The following is a 14596-nucleotide window of genomic DNA, read 5'->3' on the forward strand; positions in this document are numbered from 1 at the left end:
GAGTGACGCTCCGTGCTGCCCGGCGAGAGGGGCCGGAACTCAGGCCCTCGCCTGCGTCGGCCGCCACAGCCACGGGCGGGCGTCGGGGGAGAGGCCCACGGCCGTCGGGCCGTGCCGGTCGACCACCAGGGAGGGTCCGTCCAGGGTGACGGGGTCGGTGGCCGGGCGGATGACGCGGCCGTTCTCCAGGAGCTGCACGCGGCCGTCGGTGCCGAGCCCGAGCAGGTGGTCGCCCGCGGCCGACACCGGGCCGTACCCGGGGAAGTCCACGGCCGGGCCGTTCGGGCTCAGCAGGCGGGGAGAGGCGGGCGGCCGGTAGTAGAGGCGGCCGTTCGCCGCGGCGATCGGGTCGGCGGGGACGGGCAGGCCCGCGAGCGGGGCGGGACCGTCCGGCGTCCAGTGATGGACCGTGTCGCGGCCCGGGGCGTACACGTGCACCTGCCGGTCGGCGCCGACGACCGCGGTGAGGCCGTCCTGGACCTGGCCGCCGCCGAGGTCCCGCCACGGCGACCAGCTGCCGTTCGTGTCCCGTACGCGGGTGCTCACGCCCTGCGCGGCATTGCGGACGAAGAGATGGACGCGGCCGTCGGGCGCGGTGACCGCCACCGGGACGCCGATGCGGCGGCCGCGGTCGGCGTCGGCGCCCTCGGGGTTGCCGAGGCTCGTCCAGGAGCCGTACCGGCCGGGCCCGCGCTGTTCCAGGGCCACGATCTCGCGGGCGTCCGTCGCGCCCCGGCCGCCGATCGCCGCGAACCGCAGCCCGAGGACCAGATGGCGGCCGCCGGGCAGGGCGGCGCCGCCGAGGACCGGGGCGAGCGGGCCGCCGCCGAGATCGACGGGGCCGCCGAACTCCCCGTCGGCCCGCTCCTCGTACCGCACCGCCCGCAGCCCCAGCACGCCGTACGCGGTGAGGGTCCCGTCGCTCTTCGGGAAGAGGGTGAGGCGCGGCCCGGGATAGCGGTGGTGGGTGGCGCGGACCCAGCCCTTGCGGTTGGTCAGCGGGCGGTCGCCGCCCACGTTGTAGTCGCCGCAGCCCGACGGGTTGCCGCAGCTCCAGTCGGGGCCCGCGCCGTAGGGGACGAGATGGGCGGCCTTCGGGGCGAGCACCTGCGGCGGGAGGTTCTTGGGCCAGTGGTGGTTGTAGTAGCCGCGGAAGGCGGTGACGGCGACGGCCGGCGGCCCGGACGTCGCGCCCTGCGTCCAGCGGATCAGCGCGGCCCAGGCGAAGCAGGCGACGGCGGTGTGGTCGGCGTGGTCGGAGTAGCCGGGCTGTTCGCTGTCGCGGATCTGGGTGGCCCGGTCGCTCGCCTGGAGGTCCGGATCCGGGTCGAGGGTGTGCACCAGGGTGGGCCGGTAGCGCTCGAAGAGCTCTACGAGGACGCCGGTCAGCGTGGCGTGGTCGTACGTCTGGACGGTGCGCAGCGGGGAGCCGTCCGGGACGAGCGTGTGCAGCAGGAGTCCCGGCTCGCGCCACAGCGCGGGGACGCCCATGTGGCCCGCCGGGGTGTGCATCGCGAGGTCGAGATGGACCAACTCGACGCGGCGGCCCCGGTGTTCGAGGGAGTTGACCTCCACCTGGACGCCGCTGCGCAGGCGCAGGGCGGTCACGTCCCAGCGGGTGAAGACGGGCAGCCCGAGCTGGGTCGCGTAGGACTGGCGCAGGCCCTGGTGGCGGGCGGCGGAGTAGGCGGCCTTGTTCGGGGCGGGCTGCCGGTCGTCGGGCGTCTTGTTGCGTCCGTCGGCCTCGCCCGCGGTGACGTACACGCAGACCAGCGGCGTACCGGTGCCGAAGGCGTGCTGGGCGTCCGGGTTCATGAAGTACAGGTCGTCGTCGGGGTGGGCCAGGACCTGGAGGAGAAGGGCGCGCTCGGCCTGGGCCGCGGGCAGGCCGGAGGCGGGGGAGGGGGCGGTGAGGTGCGGCGGGGGAGCGGAGACGTCGCGCGCACAGGCGGTGAGTCCGCCGGCGGTGGCGAGAGCGGCGCCACCGCCGAGGACGACGGACCGCCGGGACAAACTTCTCTCAAGGGGTTTTTCGGGCCTCGGTATCGCAGGTCGATTCCGCATGAGGGCGTGCTCCGTCCGCTGTCGAGGCAGCGGTCGGTGGTGCGCTCGCCTCTGTTCAGGTGTTCCGGTGGTTCACCTGGAGAGAGGGTCGCCGGGGTGCGCGGGTTCCATGCGCGTACATGTTCCGTTCACCCTCACGGGGGCGCGAGAACGGACGGTGCCCCCGTCCTCGGCGTACGAGGACGGGGGCACCGTCAGGAGATCCGGCAGGTCGTCAGTGCCGGGCCGCCTGGGGCTTGGCGTCGACCAGGACGGCCGCGCAGATGCCCGCGAGGAGCATGGCGCCCACCGCGTACCAGATCGCGTGGGTGTAGCCGTGGACGATGCCCGCGGCGACGACCTGGTCCTTCTTCGACGGGTCGGTCATGTGGGTCGCGATGTACGAGCCCGTGGCCGAGGTCGCGATGGTGTTCAGCAGGGCCGTGCCCAGCGAACCGCCCACCTGCTGCGAGGTGTTGACCATCGCGGAGGTGACACCGGCGTCCTGCGGGCGGATGCCGCTCGTCGCCGTGGAGAAGACCGGCATGAAGGTGAGGCCCATGCCGAGGCCGAGGATCAGCTCGGCGGGCAGGACGTGGGTGGCGTACGAGGAGTCGACGCCGAGCTGGGTGAGGATCAGCAGGCCGCCGGCGGCCAGCACCATGCCCGGGACCATCAGGGCGCGGGCGGGGACCTTCGGCAGCAGGCGGGCCGAGATCTGCGTCGAGCCGATGATGATCGCGACCGACATCGGCAGGAAGGCCAGACCGGTGCGGACCGGCGAGTAGCCGAGGATGCCCTGAAGGTAGTAGGTCATGAACAGGAACAGACCGAACATGCCGATCGTGGCCAGGCCCATGGTCAGGAAGCAGCCGGCCCGGTTGCGGTCCTTCAGGATGCGCAGGGGCAGCAGCGGCGACTTGGCGCGGCTCTGCCAGAGGACGAACGCCACGAGCAGCACCGCGCCGCCGATCAGCAGCGAGACGACCATCGAGTCGCCCCAGCCGCGCGGCTCGGCCTCCGAGAAGCCGTAGACGATCGCGACGAGGCCGCCGCAGCCCAGGATCACGCCGGGCACGTCGAGCTTGATGTCCTTGTGGCCCGCGCGGTCGTGGAGCAGCATCACGGCGCCGATGACGGCGACGATCGCGATCGGGATGTTGACGTACAGGCACCAGCGCCAGTTCAGGTACGAGGTGAGGATGCCGCCGAGCAGCAGGCCGACGGCGCCGCCCGCGCCCGCGAGCGCGCCGTAGATGCCGAACGCCTTGCCGCGCTCGCGCGGGTCGGTGAACGTCGTGGTCATCAGCGACAGCGCCGACGGGGCGAGGATCGCGCCGAAGACGCCCTGGAGGGCACGCGCGCCGAACAGCATGCCGGGGCTCTGCGCGGCGCCGCCGATCGCGGAGGCGAGCGCGAAGCCGATCAGGCCGATGATGAAGGTGCGCTTGCGGCCGACGAGGTCGGCGACCCGGCCGCCGAGCAGCAGCAGGCCGCCGAACGCCAGGGTGTAGGCCGTGATGACCCACTGGCGGTTGCCGTCGGACATGCCGAGGGCCGTCTGGGCGGACGGCAGCGCGATGTTCACGATGGTCGCGTCGAGGACCACCATCAGCTGGGCCAGGGCGATGACGACCAGGCCCCACCAGCGGCGGGGGTCGGGCGCATCGGCCGCCGGTGCGGCGGGGGAGGCCGGCGCCGTCCGGTTGGCGCCGACGGATATGGAGTCGCTCATGGGCGAGGTGTCGCTTCCTGTGGGTCGCGTGAAGGAGGTGGGCGCGCGCCGCGCGAAGAAGGGGCGCGGCGGCCGGGGCTCTGCACAGAGCCTGATCATCAGTATCGCTGACTATCAGAATCAGGATACGCTATGCGGCATGACGGACGATCCCTTTTTCGCGGCGCCCCTCACGCACCGCCTCGGGTACCTCGTCAAGCACGCTTTTCACCAATTGTCCGGGATGCTCGCCGAGGCGCTGGAGCCGTACGGCGTGAATCCGCGCGAGGTGGGCGTGCTGTCGGTCATCGCGGCGGACGGCGAGGAGCGCTCGCAGCACGAACTGGCCCAGCTGGTCGGGGTGGACCGCACGACGATGGTCGCGCTCATCGACGCCCTGGAGGGCAAGGGGCTGGTGGAGCGCCGCCGCAGCGCGGTGGACCGCCGGCGCAACGTCGTGGCGCTCACGCCCGCGGGCGTCGCCTGCCAGCGTGACGCGGACCGGGCGCGGATCGAGGCGGAGCGGGCCTATCTGGCGCCGCTGGACGAGCAGTCGGCCGCGGCGCTGACCGAGACGCTGCGCACGCTGTACCTGGCGCACGCGGGTAGATAGCGGCCCTGCGCGCGGGAGCCGTCGCCGCGGGTTTGACCTTCGTCACTCTCGGGGTAGTCTCTACGGCCCGATTGGCCCCGGACATGCCCCGTATGGCAGACTAGCGGGGTTGCTCGGTTGAGTGCCGATGCTGTGCGCCTCCCGTCGGGAGGACCGGAAGCGAGTCCCACAGTACTCGTCGCCCTATCTGTCGCTTGCGGCAGCACTGGGGCGGACGTACGGGAATCTTTCGGGAAGCTCAGCGCGGAACTCCAACCAGGCACCTGGTGGGTTTCTTCCCCCAGCCTTGCGGCCTCGGGCCGCGGTTCCTGTAGCAGGGAAATCCATACGGATATTTCTGTCAGCAAGACCGCGACACGCCCGACCGCGTGGGTCGGAGGAAGTGTGAAACAGGGCCCCCAGGAGCCAGAGCGTTCGAGAGACAGGACTACTAAGTAGCCATGGCGGGACAGAAGATCCGCATCCGGCTCAAGGCCTACGACCACGAGGTCATCGACTCCTCGGCGAAGAAGATCGTCGAGACGGTGACCCGCACTGGTGCGTCGGTCGCGGGCCCGGTGCCGCTGCCTACCGAGAAGAACGTGTACTGCGTCATCAAGTCGCCGCACAAGTACAAGGACTCGCGCGAGCACTTCGAGATGCGCACGCACAAGCGCCTGATCGACATTCTCGACCCCACCCCCAAGACCGTTGACTCTCTGATGCGACTCGACCTCCCGGCCGGTGTCGACATCGAGATCAAGCTCTAAGGGCCGGTGATCGATAATGGCTAAGCAGATCAAGGGCATCCTGGGCGAGAAGCTCGGCATGACGCAGGTGTGGGACGAGAACAACCGTGTTGTTCCGGTCACCGTCGTCAAGGCCGGCCCCAACGTCGTGACCCAGGTCCGCACGAACGATGTCGACGGCTACGAGTCCGTCCAGATCGCGTTCGGCGAGATCGACCCGCGCAAGGTGAACAAGCCCCTCAAGGGCCACTTCGCCAAGGCCGACGTCACCCCCCGTCGTCACCTCGTCGAGATCCGTACCTCGGACGCTTCCGAGTACACCCTCGGCCAGGAGATCACCGCTGAGACCTTCGAGTCCGGCATCAAGGTGGACGTGACCGGCAAGAGCAAGGGCAAGGGCTTCGCCGGTGTCATGAAGCGTCACAACTTCGCCGGTGGCAAGGCATCGCACGGTGCCCACCGCGTGCACCGCAAGCCGGGCTCGATCGGTGGCTGCGCCACCCCCGGCCGTGTGTTCAAGGGCCTCCGCATGGCGGGCCGTATGGGCAACGAGCGGGTCACCACCCAGAACCTGACCGTCCACGCCGTTGACGCGGAGAAGGGTCTGCTGCTCATCAAGGGCGCGGTTCCCGGTCCGAACGGCGGCCTCGTCCTGGTCCGCACCGCGGCCAAGGGGGCCTGAGGTAACCGATGAGCACTGTTGACATCCTTTCGCCGGCAGGCGACAAGACCGGGACGGTCGAGCTCCCCGCGGAGATCTTCGCCGTCGAGAAGATCAGCGTTCCGCTGCTTCACCAGGTCGTAGTCGCGCAGCTGGCCGCTGCCCGCCAGGGCACGCACAAGACCAAGACCCGTGGCGAAGTCCGTGGTGGTGGCAAGAAGCCTTACCGCCAGAAGGGCACCGGCCGCGCCCGTCAGGGCTCGACCCGCGCGCCGCAGTTCGCCGGTGGTGGCGTCGTGCACGGTCCCGTGCCGCGTGACTACTCGCAGCGGACCCCGAAGAAGATGAAGGCTGCCGCGCTGCGTCACGCCCTCACCGACCGGGCCCGCAACGCTCGCATCCACGTCGTCTCCGGCGTGGTCGAGGGCGAGGTCTCCACGAAGGCCGCCAAGACGCTGTTCGGCAAGATCTCGGAGCGCAAGAACCTGCTCCTGGTCGTCGACCGCGCCGACGAGGCCGCGTGGCTCTCCGCCCGCAACCTGCCCCAGGTCCACATCCTGGAGCCGGGCCAGCTGAACACGTACGACGTTCTCGTCTCGGACGACGTGGTCTTCACCCAGGCCGCTTTCGAGTCCTTCGTGTCTGGCCCCAAGGCCGCTGACACCGAAGGGAGCGAGGCCTGATGGCTACGCGTCACCCGAGCATCGCCTCGAAGGCCGCCAAGGCCGCCAAGGCCGCGCGCGTCGCCAAGGCGAAGCGCATCGCCACCGAGGGCAAGATCGCTGTCGAGCCCACGCCGCTGAGCAAGTCCTTCTCGGACCCGCGCGACGTTCTCGTCAAGCCGGTCGTCTCCGAGAAGTCGTACGCGCTTCTCGACGAGGGCAAGTACACGTTCATCGTGGCCCCCGGCGCCAACAAGACCCAGATCAAGCAGGCCGTCGAGGCGGTCTTCTCGGTCAAGGTCACCGGCGTCAACACGATCAACCGTCAGGGCAAGCGCAAGCGCACGCGCACCGGGTTCGGCAAGCGTGCCGACACCAAGCGCGCGATCGTGACCCTTGCTGAGGGCGACCGTATCGACATCTTCGGCCAGGCCTCCTAACGGAGCGCCCGGTCCGAATATCGGACGAGGACTGAGAAATGGGAATCCGCAAGTACAAGCCGACGACGCCGGGCCGCCGTGGCTCCTCCGTCGCCGACTTCGTCGAGGTCACGCGGTCCACGCCGGAGAAGTCGCTGGTCCGCCCCCTGCACAGCAAGGGCGGTCGTAACAACTCCGGTCGCGTGACCGTTCGCCACCAGGGTGGCGGACACAAGCGCGCCTACCGCGTGATCGACTTCCGTCGTCACGACAAGGACGGCGTGCCGGCCAAGGTCGCTCACATCGAGTACGACCCCAACCGCACCGCCCGCATCGCCCTCCTGCACTACGCGGACGGCGAGAAGCGCTACATCCTGGCCCCGCGCGGTCTCGCGCAGGGTGCCGTGGTGGAGAACGGCCCGGCGGCCGACATCAAGCCCGGTAACAACCTGGCGCTCCGCAACATCCCGGTCGGTACCACGATCCACGCGATCGAGCTCCGTCCCGGTGGTGGCGCCAAGTTCGCCCGCTCCGCGGGTGCCTCCGTGCAGCTGCTGGCCAAGGAGGGCGCCATGGCGCACCTCCGTATGCCGTCCGGTGAGATCCGCCTGGTCGACGTGCGCTGCCGCGCCACCGTCGGCGAGGTCGGCAACGCCGAGCAGAGCAACATCAACTGGGGCAAGGCCGGCCGCATGCGCTGGAAGGGCGTCCGCCCGACCGTGCGTGGTGTCGTCATGAACCCGGTTGACCACCCGCACGGTGGTGGTGAAGGCAAGACCTCCGGTGGTCGTCACCCGGTCTCGCCGTGGGGCAAGAAGGAGGGTCGTACTCGTGATCGCAACAAGGCGAGCAACAAGTACATCGTCCGCCGCCGCAAGTCGAACAAGAAGCGCTAGGAGCGGGTTTAGATGCCGCGCAGTCTCAAGAAGGGACCCTTCGTCGACGGCCACCTCGTAAAGAAGGTGGACGTACAGAACGAAGCCGGTACCAAGAACGTCATCAAGACCTGGTCCCGTCGCTCGATGATCATCCCCAGCATGCTGGGCCACACGATCGCGGTGCACAACGGCAAGACCCACATCCCGGTGTTCGTCACCGAGTCGATGGTCGGCCACAAGCTCGGCGAGTTCTCGCCGACGCGCACCTTCCGGGGGCACGTCAAGGACGACCGGAAGTCGAAGCGCCGCTAACGCGGGGTGGAATCGACTATGACTAACACCGAAGGGACAACCATGGAAGCCAGGGCCCAGGCGCGGTACATCCGCGTCACGCCCATGAAGGCCCGCCGCGTGGTGGACCTCATCCGTGGCATGGATGCCACGGAGGCTCAGGCGGTCCTGCGTTTCGCCCCGCAGGCCGCGAGCGTGCCGGTCGGCAAGGTGCTGGACAGCGCCATTGCCAACGCCGCGCACAACTACGACCACCCGGACGCTTCGTCGCTGTTCATCAGCGAGGCGTTCGTCGATGAGGGCCCGACCCTGAAGCGGTTCCGTCCGCGTGCCCAGGGCCGTGCCTACCGGATCCGCAAGCGGACCTCCCACATCACCGTGGTCGTCAGCAGCAAGGAAGGAACCCGGTAATGGGCCAGAAGGTAAACCCGCACGGGTTCCGGCTCGGTGTCACGACCGACTTCAAGTCGCGTTGGTACGCCGACAAGCTGTACAAGGACTACGTCAAGGAAGACGTCGCCATCCGTCGGATGATGACGTCCGGCATGGAGCGCGCCGGTATCTCGAAGGTTGAGATCGAGCGCACCCGTGACCGCGTGCGTGTGGACATCCACACCGCTCGTCCCGGCATCGTCATCGGCCGTCGTGGCGCCGAGGCCGACCGCATCCGCGGTGACCTCGAGAAGCTCACGGGCAAGCAGGTCCAGCTGAACATCCTCGAGGTCAAGAACCCCGAGACCGATGCTCAGCTCGTGGCCCAGGCCGTCGCGGAGCAGCTGTCCTCCCGCGTCTCCTTCCGTCGCGCCATGCGTAAGAGCATGCAGTCGGCGATGAAGGCGGGCGCCAAGGGCATCAAGATCCAGTGTGGCGGTCGTCTCGGCGGTGCCGAGATGTCCCGTTCGGAGTTCTACCGCGAGGGCCGTGTGCCCCTGCACACGCTCCGCGCCAACGTGGACTACGGCTTCTTCGAGGCCAAGACGACCTTCGGCCGCATCGGCGTGAAGGTCTGGATCTACAAGGGCGACGTCAAGAACATCGCCGAGGTTCGCGCCGAGAACGCCGCTGCCCGCGCCGGCAACCGCCCGGCCCGTGGTGGCAACGACCGCCCGGCCGGCCGTGGTGGCCGCGGTGGCGAGCGTGGCGGTCGCGGTCGCAAGCCGCAGCAGCAGACGGCTCCGGCCGCCGAGGCCCCCAAGGCCGACGCGCCCGCCGCTGCCGCTCCGGCTGAGAGCACCGGAACGGAGGCCTGACCGAAATGCTGATCCCCCGTAGGGTCAAGCACCGCAAGCAGCACCACCCGAAGCGCAGCGGTATGTCCAAGGGTGGCACGCAGGTTGCGTTCGGTGAGTACGGCATTCAGGCCCTCACCCCGGCGTACGTGACGAACCGTCAGATCGAGGCCGCTCGTATCGCCATGACGCGTCACATCAAGCGTGGCGGCAAGGTCTGGATCAACATCTACCCGGACCGTCCCCTCACCAAGAAGCCTGCCGAGACCCGCATGGGTTCCGGTAAGGGTTCGCCGGAGTGGTGGATCGCCAACGTCAAGCCCGGACGCGTGATGTTCGAGCTGTCGTACCCCAACGAGAAGATCGCGCGTGAAGCCCTGACTCGTGCGGCCCACAAGCTGCCGATGAAGTGCAAGATCGTTAAGCGCGAAGCAGGTGAGGCGTGATGTCGGCCGGGACCAAGGCGTCCGAGCTGCGCGAGCTGGGCAACGAGGAGCTTCTCGCGAAGCTCCGCGAGGCCAAGGAAGAGCTGTTCAACCTCCGCTTCCAGGCGGCGACCGGTCAGCTCGAGAACCACGGCCGGCTCAAGGCCGTCCGCAAGGACATCGCGCGGATCTACACCCTCATGCGTGAGCGCGAGCTGGGCATCGAGACGGTGGAGAGCGCCTGATGAGCGAGAAGACTGTGACTGAAGAGACTGCCGCCCGCGGCTTCCGCAAGACCCGTGAGGGTCTTGTCGTCAGCGACAAGATGGACAAGACCGTCGTCGTCGCTGTCGAGGACCGCGTCAAGCACGCGCTGTACGGCAAGGTCATCCGCCGTACGAACAAGCTCAAGGCGCACGACGAGCAGAACGCCGCCGGCGTCGGCGACCGCGTCCTCCTCATGGAGACCCGGCCGCTGTCGGCGACGAAGCGCTGGCGCGTCGTCGAGATCCTCGAGAAGGCCAAGTAATTCGCAAGACTCTCTGACGGGGATCCCCCTCAGAGTTCGTTCCGCCAGGCTCCCGGGGCGGTGCAGTTCGCTGGACTGCCCCGGGGGAACCGGCAGACAAACAGGAGATAGACGTGATCCAGCAGGAGTCGCGACTTCGCGTCGCCGACAACACGGGTGCGAAGGAAATCCTCACCATCCGTGTTCTCGGTGGCTCGGGTCGCCGCTACGCGGGCATCGGTGACGTCATCGTCGCCACCGTCAAGGACGCGATCCCCGGTGGCAACGTGAAGAAGGGTGACGTCGTCAAGGCGGTCATCGTTCGCACCGTCAAGGAGCGCCGCCGTCCGGACGGCTCGTACATCCGCTTCGACGAGAACGCCGCCGTCATTCTGAAGAACGACGGCGACCCTCGCGGCACCCGTATCTTCGGCCCGGTGGGCCGTGAGCTGCGCGAGAAGAAGTTCATGAAGATCATCTCGCTCGCGCCGGAGGTGCTGTAAGCATGAAGATCAAGAAGGGCGACCTGGTCCAGGTCATCACCGGTAAGGACAAGGGCAAGCAGGGCAAGGTCATTGCCGCTTACCCGCGCGACGAGCGCGTCCTGGTCGAGGGTGTCAACCGGGTCAAGAAGCACACCAAGGCCGGCCCCACCGCCTCCGGCTCGCAGGCCGGCGGCATCGTCACCACCGAGGCCCCCGTCCACGTCTCCAACGTCCAGCTGGTCGTGGAGAAGGACGGCAACAAGGTCGTGACGCGCGTCGGTTACCGCTTCGACGACGAAGGCAACAAGATCCGCGTTGCCAAGCGGACGGGTGAGGACATCTGATGACGACCACCACTTCCCCGCGTCTGAAGCAGAAGTACCGCGACGAGATCAAGGGCAAGCTGCAGGACGAGTTCTCGTACGAGAACGTCATGCAGATCCCCGGCCTGGTCAAGATCGTGGTCAACATGGGTGTCGGTGACGCTGCGCGTGACTCGAAGCTCATGGACGGTGCTGTCCGCGACCTGACCACCATCACGGGTCAGAAGCCGGCCATCACCAAGGCCCGCAAGTCCATCGCGCAGTTCAAGCTGCGTGAGGGCCAGCCGATCGGTGCCCACGTCACGCTTCGTGGCGACCGCATGTGGGAGTTCCTGGACCGCACCCTGTCGCTCGCGCTTCCGCGCATCCGCGACTTCCGTGGTCTGTCCCCCAAGCAGTTCGACGGCCGTGGCAACTACACCTTCGGTCTCACCGAGCAGGTCATGTTCCACGAGATCGACCAGGACAAGATCGACCGCGTCCGGGGTATGGACATCACCGTGGTCACCACGGCGACCAACGACGCTGAGGGCCGTGCGCTCCTTCGTCACCTCGGCTTCCCGTTCAAGGAGGCGTAAGCGAGATGGCGAAGAAGGCTCTGATTGCCAAGGCTGCTCGTAAGCCCAAGTTCGGTGTGCGTGGCTACACCCGCTGCCAGCGTTGTGGCCGCCCGCACTCCGTGTACCGCAAGTTCGGCCTGTGCCGCGTCTGCCTTCGTGAGATGGCTCACCGTGGCGAGCTGCCGGGCGTGACCAAGAGCTCCTGGTAGTCCCCACTTTTAGGGACTGCCTGGATCTCTCGGTAAGTAAAGGGTCGGCAGTGGCCCCCGCTCTCATGGCTTAGGCTAGGAGGGTTGGGCGCTTCTGCCGCCCTGACCGACTTACTACGCCGTAGGTCCCCGCGCCGCACCCGTCCCGCCCCTGTGTGGGGAGAGGGATGGCGCATACAGGAAACCCCGGCGAGAGAGGCCGAAGGCCAATTCATGACCATGACTGATCCGATCGCAGACATGCTTACGCGTCTGCGGAACGCGAACTCGGCGTACCACGACACCGTGGCTATGCCGCACAGCAAGATCAAGTCGCACATCGCCGAGATCCTCCAGCAGGAGGGTTTCATCACCGGCTGGAAGGTCGAGGACGCCGAGGTCGGCAAGAACCTCGTCCTCGAGCTGAAGTTCGGCCCGAACCGTGAGCGTTCGATCGCCGGCATCAAGCGCATCTCCAAGCCGGGTCTGCGCGTTTACGCGAAGTCCACCAACCTGCCGAAGGTCCTCGGTGGCCTGGGCGTGGCGATCATCTCCACGTCGCACGGTCTCCTGACCGGCCAGCAGGCAGGCAAGAAGGGCGTGGGTGGGGAAGTCCTCGCCTACGTCTGGTAGCGGAAGGGAACAGGAGGAAACAGCTATGTCGCGTATTGGCAAGCTCCCCATCACGGTTCCCGCCGGCGTGGACGTCACCATCGACGGCCAGACGGTCACGGTCAAGGGCGCCAAGGGCACCCTGAACCACACCGTCGTGGCGCCGATCGAGATCGCCAAGGGCGAGGACGGCGTCCTGAACGTCACCCGCCCCAACGACGAGCGTCAGAACAAGGCCCTGCACGGCCTGTCCCGCACGCTGGTGGCGAACATGATCACCGGCGTGACCACGGGTTACGTGAAGAAGCTCGAGATCAGCGGTGTCGGTTACCGCGTCCTGGCGAAGGGCTCCAACCTGGAGTTCTCGCTCGGCTACAGCCACTCGATCACGGTCGAGGCGCCCGAGGGCATCTCGTTCAAGGTCGAGTCGCCGACCAAGTTCTCGGTCGAGGGCATCGACAAGCAGAAGGTCGGCGAGGTTGCGGCCAACATCCGCAAGCTGCGCAAGCCCGACCCGTACAAGGCCAAGGGCGTCAAGTACGAAGGCGAAGTCATCCGCCGCAAGGTCGGAAAGGCGGGTAAGTAAGCCATGGCATACGGTCAGAAGATCGCTAAGGGCGACGCTTACAAGCGTGCGGCTATCAAGCGCCGCCACATCCGTATCCGTAAGCACATCTCGGGTACGGCCGAGCGTCCGCGCCTGGTCGTGACGCGCTCGAACCGCAACATCGTGGCCCAGGTCATCGACGACGTTAAGGGGCACACCCTCGCGTCGGCGTCGACCCTGGACACCTCGATCCGCGGTGGCGAGGGCGACAAGTCCGCCCAGGCCAAGTCGGTCGGCGCCCTGGTCGCCGAGCGTGCCAAGGCCGCCGGTGTCGAGGCTGTCGTGTTCGACCGTGGTGGTAACCAGTACGCCGGGCGCATCGCCGCCCTGGCGGACGCCGCCCGCGAAGCCGGACTGAAGTTCTGATCCGGTTCCGTAGCTAGCGGAAACAGAGAGAGGTAATTCCAATGGCTGGACCCCAGCGCCGCGGTGGCGGTGCCGGTGGCGGCGAGCGGCGGGACCGGAAGGGTCGCGACGGTGGCGCTGCTGCCGCCGAGAAGACCGCGTACGTTGAGCGCGTTGTCGCGATCAACCGCGTCGCCAAGGTTGTGAAGGGTGGTCGTCGCTTCAGCTTCACTGCGCTCGTCGTAGTGGGCGACGGTGACGGCACCGTGGGTGTCGGTTACGGCAAGGCCAAGGAGGTGCCGGCCGCCATCGCCAAGGGTGTTGAGGAGGCCAAGAAGCACTTCTTCAAGGTCCCCCGTATCCAGGGCACCATCCCGCACCCGATCCAGGGTGAGAAGGCTGCCGGCGTCGTGCTGCTCAAGCCCGCGTCCCCGGGTACCGGTGTTATCGCCGGTGGTCCGGTGCGCGCCGTGCTCGAGTGCGCCGGCGTTCACGACATCCTGTCGAAGTCGCTCGGCTCCGACAACGCGATCAACATCGTGCACGCGACCGTGGAGGCCCTCCGTGGTCTGCAGCGCCCCGAGGAGATCGCGGCCCGCCGTGGTCTGCCCCTCGAGGACGTCGCCCCCGCGGCTCTGCTCCGTGCGCGTGCCGGGGCTGGTGCGTAATGGCGCAGCTCAAGATCACGCAGGTGAAGTCGTACATCGGCAGCAAGCAGAACCACCGTGACACCCTGCGTTCCCTTGGTCTCAAGGGCATCAACACGCAGGTCGTCAAGGAGGACCGCCCCGAGTTCCGCGGCATGGTGCACACCGTCCGCCACCTCGTGACGGTTGAGGAGGTCTGATCATGGCGGAGAACAACCCGCTGAAGATCCACAACCTCCGTCCGGCCCCCGGTGCCAAGACCGCGAAGACCCGTGTCGGTCGCGGTGAGGCGTCGAAGGGTAAGACGGCCGGTCGTGGTACCAAGGGCACGAAGGCCCGTTACCAGGTTCCGGAGCGCTTCGAGGGTGGCCAGATGCCCCTCCACATGCGTCTCCCGAAGCTGAAGGGCTTCAAGAACCCCTTCAAGGTCGAGTTCCAGGTCGTGAACCTGGACAAGCTCGCCTCGCTGTACCCCGAGGGTGGCGAAGTCACCGTCGAGGGTCTGGTGGAGAAGGGTGCTGTCCGCAAGAACAGCCTCGTCAAGGTCCTCGGCCAGGGCGAGATCACCGTGGCGCTGCAGGTGACGGTGGACGCCGTCTCCGGCTCCGCCAAGGAGAAGATCACCGCCGCCGGCGGTACGGTCACCGAGCTCGTCTGA

The 14596-nt window shown here is 68.0% G+C and carries 24 protein-coding genes; 22 read left to right on the forward strand and 2 right to left on the reverse strand.

What is annotated here, in order from left to right; translation table 11 throughout:
* Positions 1–39 precede the first annotated feature (39 nt).
* Both K377_RS15005 and K377_RS15010 read right to left on the reverse strand, forming a co-directional pair.
* Positions 40–2064 (reverse strand): PIG-L family deacetylase, encoded by a 2025-nt coding sequence (locus K377_RS15005; protein ID WP_111663842.1) that lies wholly within the window; start codon positions 2062–2064, stop codon positions 40–42.
* A 214-nt stretch (positions 2065–2278) separates the two neighbouring features.
* Positions 2279–3778 (reverse strand): MFS transporter, encoded by a 1500-nt coding sequence (locus tag K377_RS15010; RefSeq protein ID WP_111663843.1) that lies wholly within the window; start codon positions 3776–3778, stop codon positions 2279–2281.
* Here K377_RS15010 and K377_RS15015 point away from each other — a divergent pair.
* The 22 genes from K377_RS15015 to rplO all read left to right on the forward strand — a co-directional run bounded on the left by K377_RS15015 (position 3777) and on the right by rplO (position 14596).
* The gene (locus K377_RS15015) at positions 3777–4370 is read left to right on the forward strand and encodes a MarR family winged helix-turn-helix transcriptional regulator (RefSeq protein WP_237551330.1); all 594 of its coding nucleotides are present in this window, start codon (positions 3777–3779) and stop codon (positions 4368–4370) included. The genes K377_RS15010 and K377_RS15015 overlap by 2 nt on opposite strands.
* A gap of 440 nt (positions 4371–4810) precedes the next feature.
* Positions 4811–5119 (forward strand): 30S ribosomal protein S10, encoded by a 309-nt coding sequence (gene rpsJ / locus K377_RS15020; protein WP_003948644.1) that lies wholly within the window; start codon positions 4811–4813, stop codon positions 5117–5119.
* A 16-nt stretch (positions 5120–5135) separates the two neighbouring features.
* Positions 5136–5780, forward strand: a complete 645-nt coding sequence (gene rplC / locus K377_RS15025) for a 50S ribosomal protein L3 (protein ID WP_111663844.1) — start codon at positions 5136–5138, stop codon at positions 5778–5780.
* Between the two features lie 8 nt (positions 5781–5788).
* Positions 5789–6442: a 50S ribosomal protein L4 gene (gene rplD / locus K377_RS15030; RefSeq protein ID WP_111663845.1), complete on the forward strand. Its 654-nt coding sequence runs from the start codon at positions 5789–5791 to the stop codon at positions 6440–6442.
* The gene (gene rplW, locus K377_RS15035) at positions 6442–6861 is read left to right on the forward strand and encodes a 50S ribosomal protein L23 (RefSeq protein WP_111663846.1); all 420 of its coding nucleotides are present in this window, start codon (positions 6442–6444) and stop codon (positions 6859–6861) included. The genes rplD and rplW overlap by 1 nt, the downstream gene beginning before the upstream one ends.
* A gap of 38 nt (positions 6862–6899) precedes the next feature.
* Complete coding sequence (gene rplB / locus K377_RS15040; RefSeq protein ID WP_111663847.1) at positions 6900–7736, forward strand: 50S ribosomal protein L2; 837 nt, start codon at positions 6900–6902, stop codon at positions 7734–7736.
* A 12-nt stretch (positions 7737–7748) separates the two neighbouring features.
* On the forward strand, positions 7749–8030 hold the full coding sequence (gene rpsS, locus K377_RS15045) for a 30S ribosomal protein S19 (RefSeq protein ID WP_111663848.1): 282 nt from the start codon (positions 7749–7751) through the stop codon (positions 8028–8030).
* A gap of 42 nt (positions 8031–8072) precedes the next feature.
* Positions 8073–8420 carry a 50S ribosomal protein L22 gene (rplV, locus tag K377_RS15050; protein ID WP_111663849.1) on the forward strand — a complete coding sequence of 116 codons (348 nt, stop codon included), beginning with the start codon at positions 8073–8075 and terminating at the stop codon, positions 8418–8420.
* The gene (rpsC, locus tag K377_RS15055) at positions 8420–9259 is read left to right on the forward strand and encodes a 30S ribosomal protein S3 (protein ID WP_111663850.1); all 840 of its coding nucleotides are present in this window, start codon (positions 8420–8422) and stop codon (positions 9257–9259) included. Before rplV ends, rpsC begins: the two co-directional genes overlap by 1 nt.
* A gap of 5 nt (positions 9260–9264) precedes the next feature.
* Positions 9265–9684 carry a 50S ribosomal protein L16 gene (gene rplP / locus K377_RS15060; RefSeq protein ID WP_055553500.1) on the forward strand — a complete coding sequence of 140 codons (420 nt, stop codon included), beginning with the start codon at positions 9265–9267 and terminating at the stop codon, positions 9682–9684.
* Positions 9684–9908 (forward strand): 50S ribosomal protein L29, encoded by a 225-nt coding sequence (gene rpmC / locus K377_RS15065; protein WP_003974259.1) that lies wholly within the window; start codon positions 9684–9686, stop codon positions 9906–9908. The genes rplP and rpmC overlap by 1 nt, the downstream gene beginning before the upstream one ends.
* A complete protein-coding gene (rpsQ, locus tag K377_RS15070; protein ID WP_111663851.1) occupies positions 9908–10192 on the forward strand; it encodes a 30S ribosomal protein S17 in 285 nt (94 codons plus the stop codon). The genes rpmC and rpsQ overlap by 1 nt, the downstream gene beginning before the upstream one ends.
* A gap of 113 nt (positions 10193–10305) precedes the next feature.
* Positions 10306–10674, forward strand: a complete 369-nt coding sequence (rplN, locus tag K377_RS15075; protein ID WP_003974257.1) for a 50S ribosomal protein L14 — start codon at positions 10306–10308, stop codon at positions 10672–10674.
* Between the two features lie 2 nt (positions 10675–10676).
* Positions 10677–11000: a 50S ribosomal protein L24 gene (gene rplX / locus K377_RS15080; RefSeq protein WP_016645174.1), complete on the forward strand. Its 324-nt coding sequence runs from the start codon at positions 10677–10679 to the stop codon at positions 10998–11000.
* Positions 11000–11557: a 50S ribosomal protein L5 gene (rplE, locus tag K377_RS15085; protein WP_018528359.1), complete on the forward strand. Its 558-nt coding sequence runs from the start codon at positions 11000–11002 to the stop codon at positions 11555–11557. The genes rplX and rplE overlap by 1 nt, the downstream gene beginning before the upstream one ends.
* A gap of 5 nt (positions 11558–11562) precedes the next feature.
* Positions 11563–11748, forward strand: coding sequence for a type Z 30S ribosomal protein S14 (locus K377_RS15090; protein WP_003948630.1), 186 nt, complete (start codon positions 11563–11565; stop codon positions 11746–11748).
* A 213-nt stretch (positions 11749–11961) separates the two neighbouring features.
* Positions 11962–12360 carry a 30S ribosomal protein S8 gene (gene rpsH / locus K377_RS15100; protein WP_018528360.1) on the forward strand — a complete coding sequence of 133 codons (399 nt, stop codon included), beginning with the start codon at positions 11962–11964 and terminating at the stop codon, positions 12358–12360.
* A 25-nt stretch (positions 12361–12385) separates the two neighbouring features.
* Complete coding sequence (gene rplF / locus K377_RS15105) at positions 12386–12925, forward strand: 50S ribosomal protein L6 (RefSeq protein ID WP_111663852.1); 540 nt, start codon at positions 12386–12388, stop codon at positions 12923–12925.
* A 3-nt stretch (positions 12926–12928) separates the two neighbouring features.
* The gene (rplR, locus tag K377_RS15110; RefSeq protein ID WP_018528362.1) at positions 12929–13312 is read left to right on the forward strand and encodes a 50S ribosomal protein L18; all 384 of its coding nucleotides are present in this window, start codon (positions 12929–12931) and stop codon (positions 13310–13312) included.
* A gap of 41 nt (positions 13313–13353) precedes the next feature.
* Positions 13354–13959 (forward strand): 30S ribosomal protein S5, encoded by a 606-nt coding sequence (gene rpsE, locus K377_RS15115; protein ID WP_111663853.1) that lies wholly within the window; start codon positions 13354–13356, stop codon positions 13957–13959.
* Positions 13959–14138 carry a 50S ribosomal protein L30 gene (gene rpmD, locus K377_RS15120; protein WP_052580766.1) on the forward strand — a complete coding sequence of 60 codons (180 nt, stop codon included), beginning with the start codon at positions 13959–13961 and terminating at the stop codon, positions 14136–14138. The genes rpsE and rpmD overlap by 1 nt, the downstream gene beginning before the upstream one ends.
* 2 nt (positions 14139–14140) lie before the next feature.
* Entirely contained in the window at positions 14141–14596 is a 456-nt protein-coding gene (rplO, locus tag K377_RS15125) for a 50S ribosomal protein L15 (RefSeq protein ID WP_111663854.1), read from the forward strand.

The organism is Streptomyces sp. PsTaAH-137, from assembly GCF_003259365.1.
In the GTDB taxonomy this organism is placed as follows: Bacteria; Actinomycetota; Actinomycetes; order Streptomycetales; family Streptomycetaceae; genus Streptomyces.

What these genes read in the sequence shown, in the direction of transcription:
- rplW (WP_111663846.1), top strand. Translation starts at nt 6,442, where the DNA reads ATGGCTACGCGTCACCCGAGCATCGCCTCGAAGGCCGCCAAGGCCGCC.
- rplO (WP_111663854.1), top strand. Translation starts at nt 14,141, where the DNA reads ATGGCGGAGAACAACCCGCTGAAGATCCACAACCTCCGTCCGGCCCCC.
- rpsC (WP_111663850.1), top strand. Translation starts at nt 8,420, where the DNA reads ATGGGCCAGAAGGTAAACCCGCACGGGTTCCGGCTCGGTGTCACGACC.
- rplF (WP_111663852.1), top strand. Translation starts at nt 12,386, where the DNA reads ATGTCGCGTATTGGCAAGCTCCCCATCACGGTTCCCGCCGGCGTGGAC.
- rplD (WP_111663845.1), top strand. Translation starts at nt 5,789, where the DNA reads ATGAGCACTGTTGACATCCTTTCGCCGGCAGGCGACAAGACCGGGACG.
- rplV (WP_111663849.1), top strand. Translation starts at nt 8,073, where the DNA reads ATGGAAGCCAGGGCCCAGGCGCGGTACATCCGCGTCACGCCCATGAAG.
- rplR (WP_018528362.1), top strand. Translation starts at nt 12,929, where the DNA reads ATGGCATACGGTCAGAAGATCGCTAAGGGCGACGCTTACAAGCGTGCG.
- rpmD (WP_052580766.1), top strand. Translation starts at nt 13,959, where the DNA reads ATGGCGCAGCTCAAGATCACGCAGGTGAAGTCGTACATCGGCAGCAAG.
- rplB (WP_111663847.1), top strand. Translation starts at nt 6,900, where the DNA reads ATGGGAATCCGCAAGTACAAGCCGACGACGCCGGGCCGCCGTGGCTCC.
- rplP (WP_055553500.1), top strand. Translation starts at nt 9,265, where the DNA reads ATGCTGATCCCCCGTAGGGTCAAGCACCGCAAGCAGCACCACCCGAAG.
- rpsJ (WP_003948644.1), top strand. Translation starts at nt 4,811, where the DNA reads ATGGCGGGACAGAAGATCCGCATCCGGCTCAAGGCCTACGACCACGAG.
- rpsH (WP_018528360.1), top strand. Translation starts at nt 11,962, where the DNA reads ATGACCATGACTGATCCGATCGCAGACATGCTTACGCGTCTGCGGAAC.
- rpmC (WP_003974259.1), top strand. Translation starts at nt 9,684, where the DNA reads ATGTCGGCCGGGACCAAGGCGTCCGAGCTGCGCGAGCTGGGCAACGAG.
- K377_RS15005 (WP_111663842.1), bottom strand. Translation starts at nt 2,064, where the DNA reads ATGCGGAATCGACCTGCGATACCGAGGCCCGAAAAACCCCTTGAGAGA.
- K377_RS15015 (WP_237551330.1), top strand. Translation starts at nt 3,777, where the DNA reads ATGGGCGAGGTGTCGCTTCCTGTGGGTCGCGTGAAGGAGGTGGGCGCG.
- K377_RS15090 (WP_003948630.1), top strand. Translation starts at nt 11,563, where the DNA reads ATGGCGAAGAAGGCTCTGATTGCCAAGGCTGCTCGTAAGCCCAAGTTC.
- rplE (WP_018528359.1), top strand. Translation starts at nt 11,000, where the DNA reads ATGACGACCACCACTTCCCCGCGTCTGAAGCAGAAGTACCGCGACGAG.
- rpsE (WP_111663853.1), top strand. Translation starts at nt 13,354, where the DNA reads ATGGCTGGACCCCAGCGCCGCGGTGGCGGTGCCGGTGGCGGCGAGCGG.
- rpsQ (WP_111663851.1), top strand. Translation starts at nt 9,908, where the DNA reads ATGAGCGAGAAGACTGTGACTGAAGAGACTGCCGCCCGCGGCTTCCGC.
- K377_RS15010 (WP_111663843.1), bottom strand. Translation starts at nt 3,778, where the DNA reads ATGAGCGACTCCATATCCGTCGGCGCCAACCGGACGGCGCCGGCCTCC.
- rpsS (WP_111663848.1), top strand. Translation starts at nt 7,749, where the DNA reads ATGCCGCGCAGTCTCAAGAAGGGACCCTTCGTCGACGGCCACCTCGTA.
- rplC (WP_111663844.1), top strand. Translation starts at nt 5,136, where the DNA reads ATGGCTAAGCAGATCAAGGGCATCCTGGGCGAGAAGCTCGGCATGACG.
- rplX (WP_016645174.1), top strand. Translation starts at nt 10,677, where the DNA reads ATGAAGATCAAGAAGGGCGACCTGGTCCAGGTCATCACCGGTAAGGAC.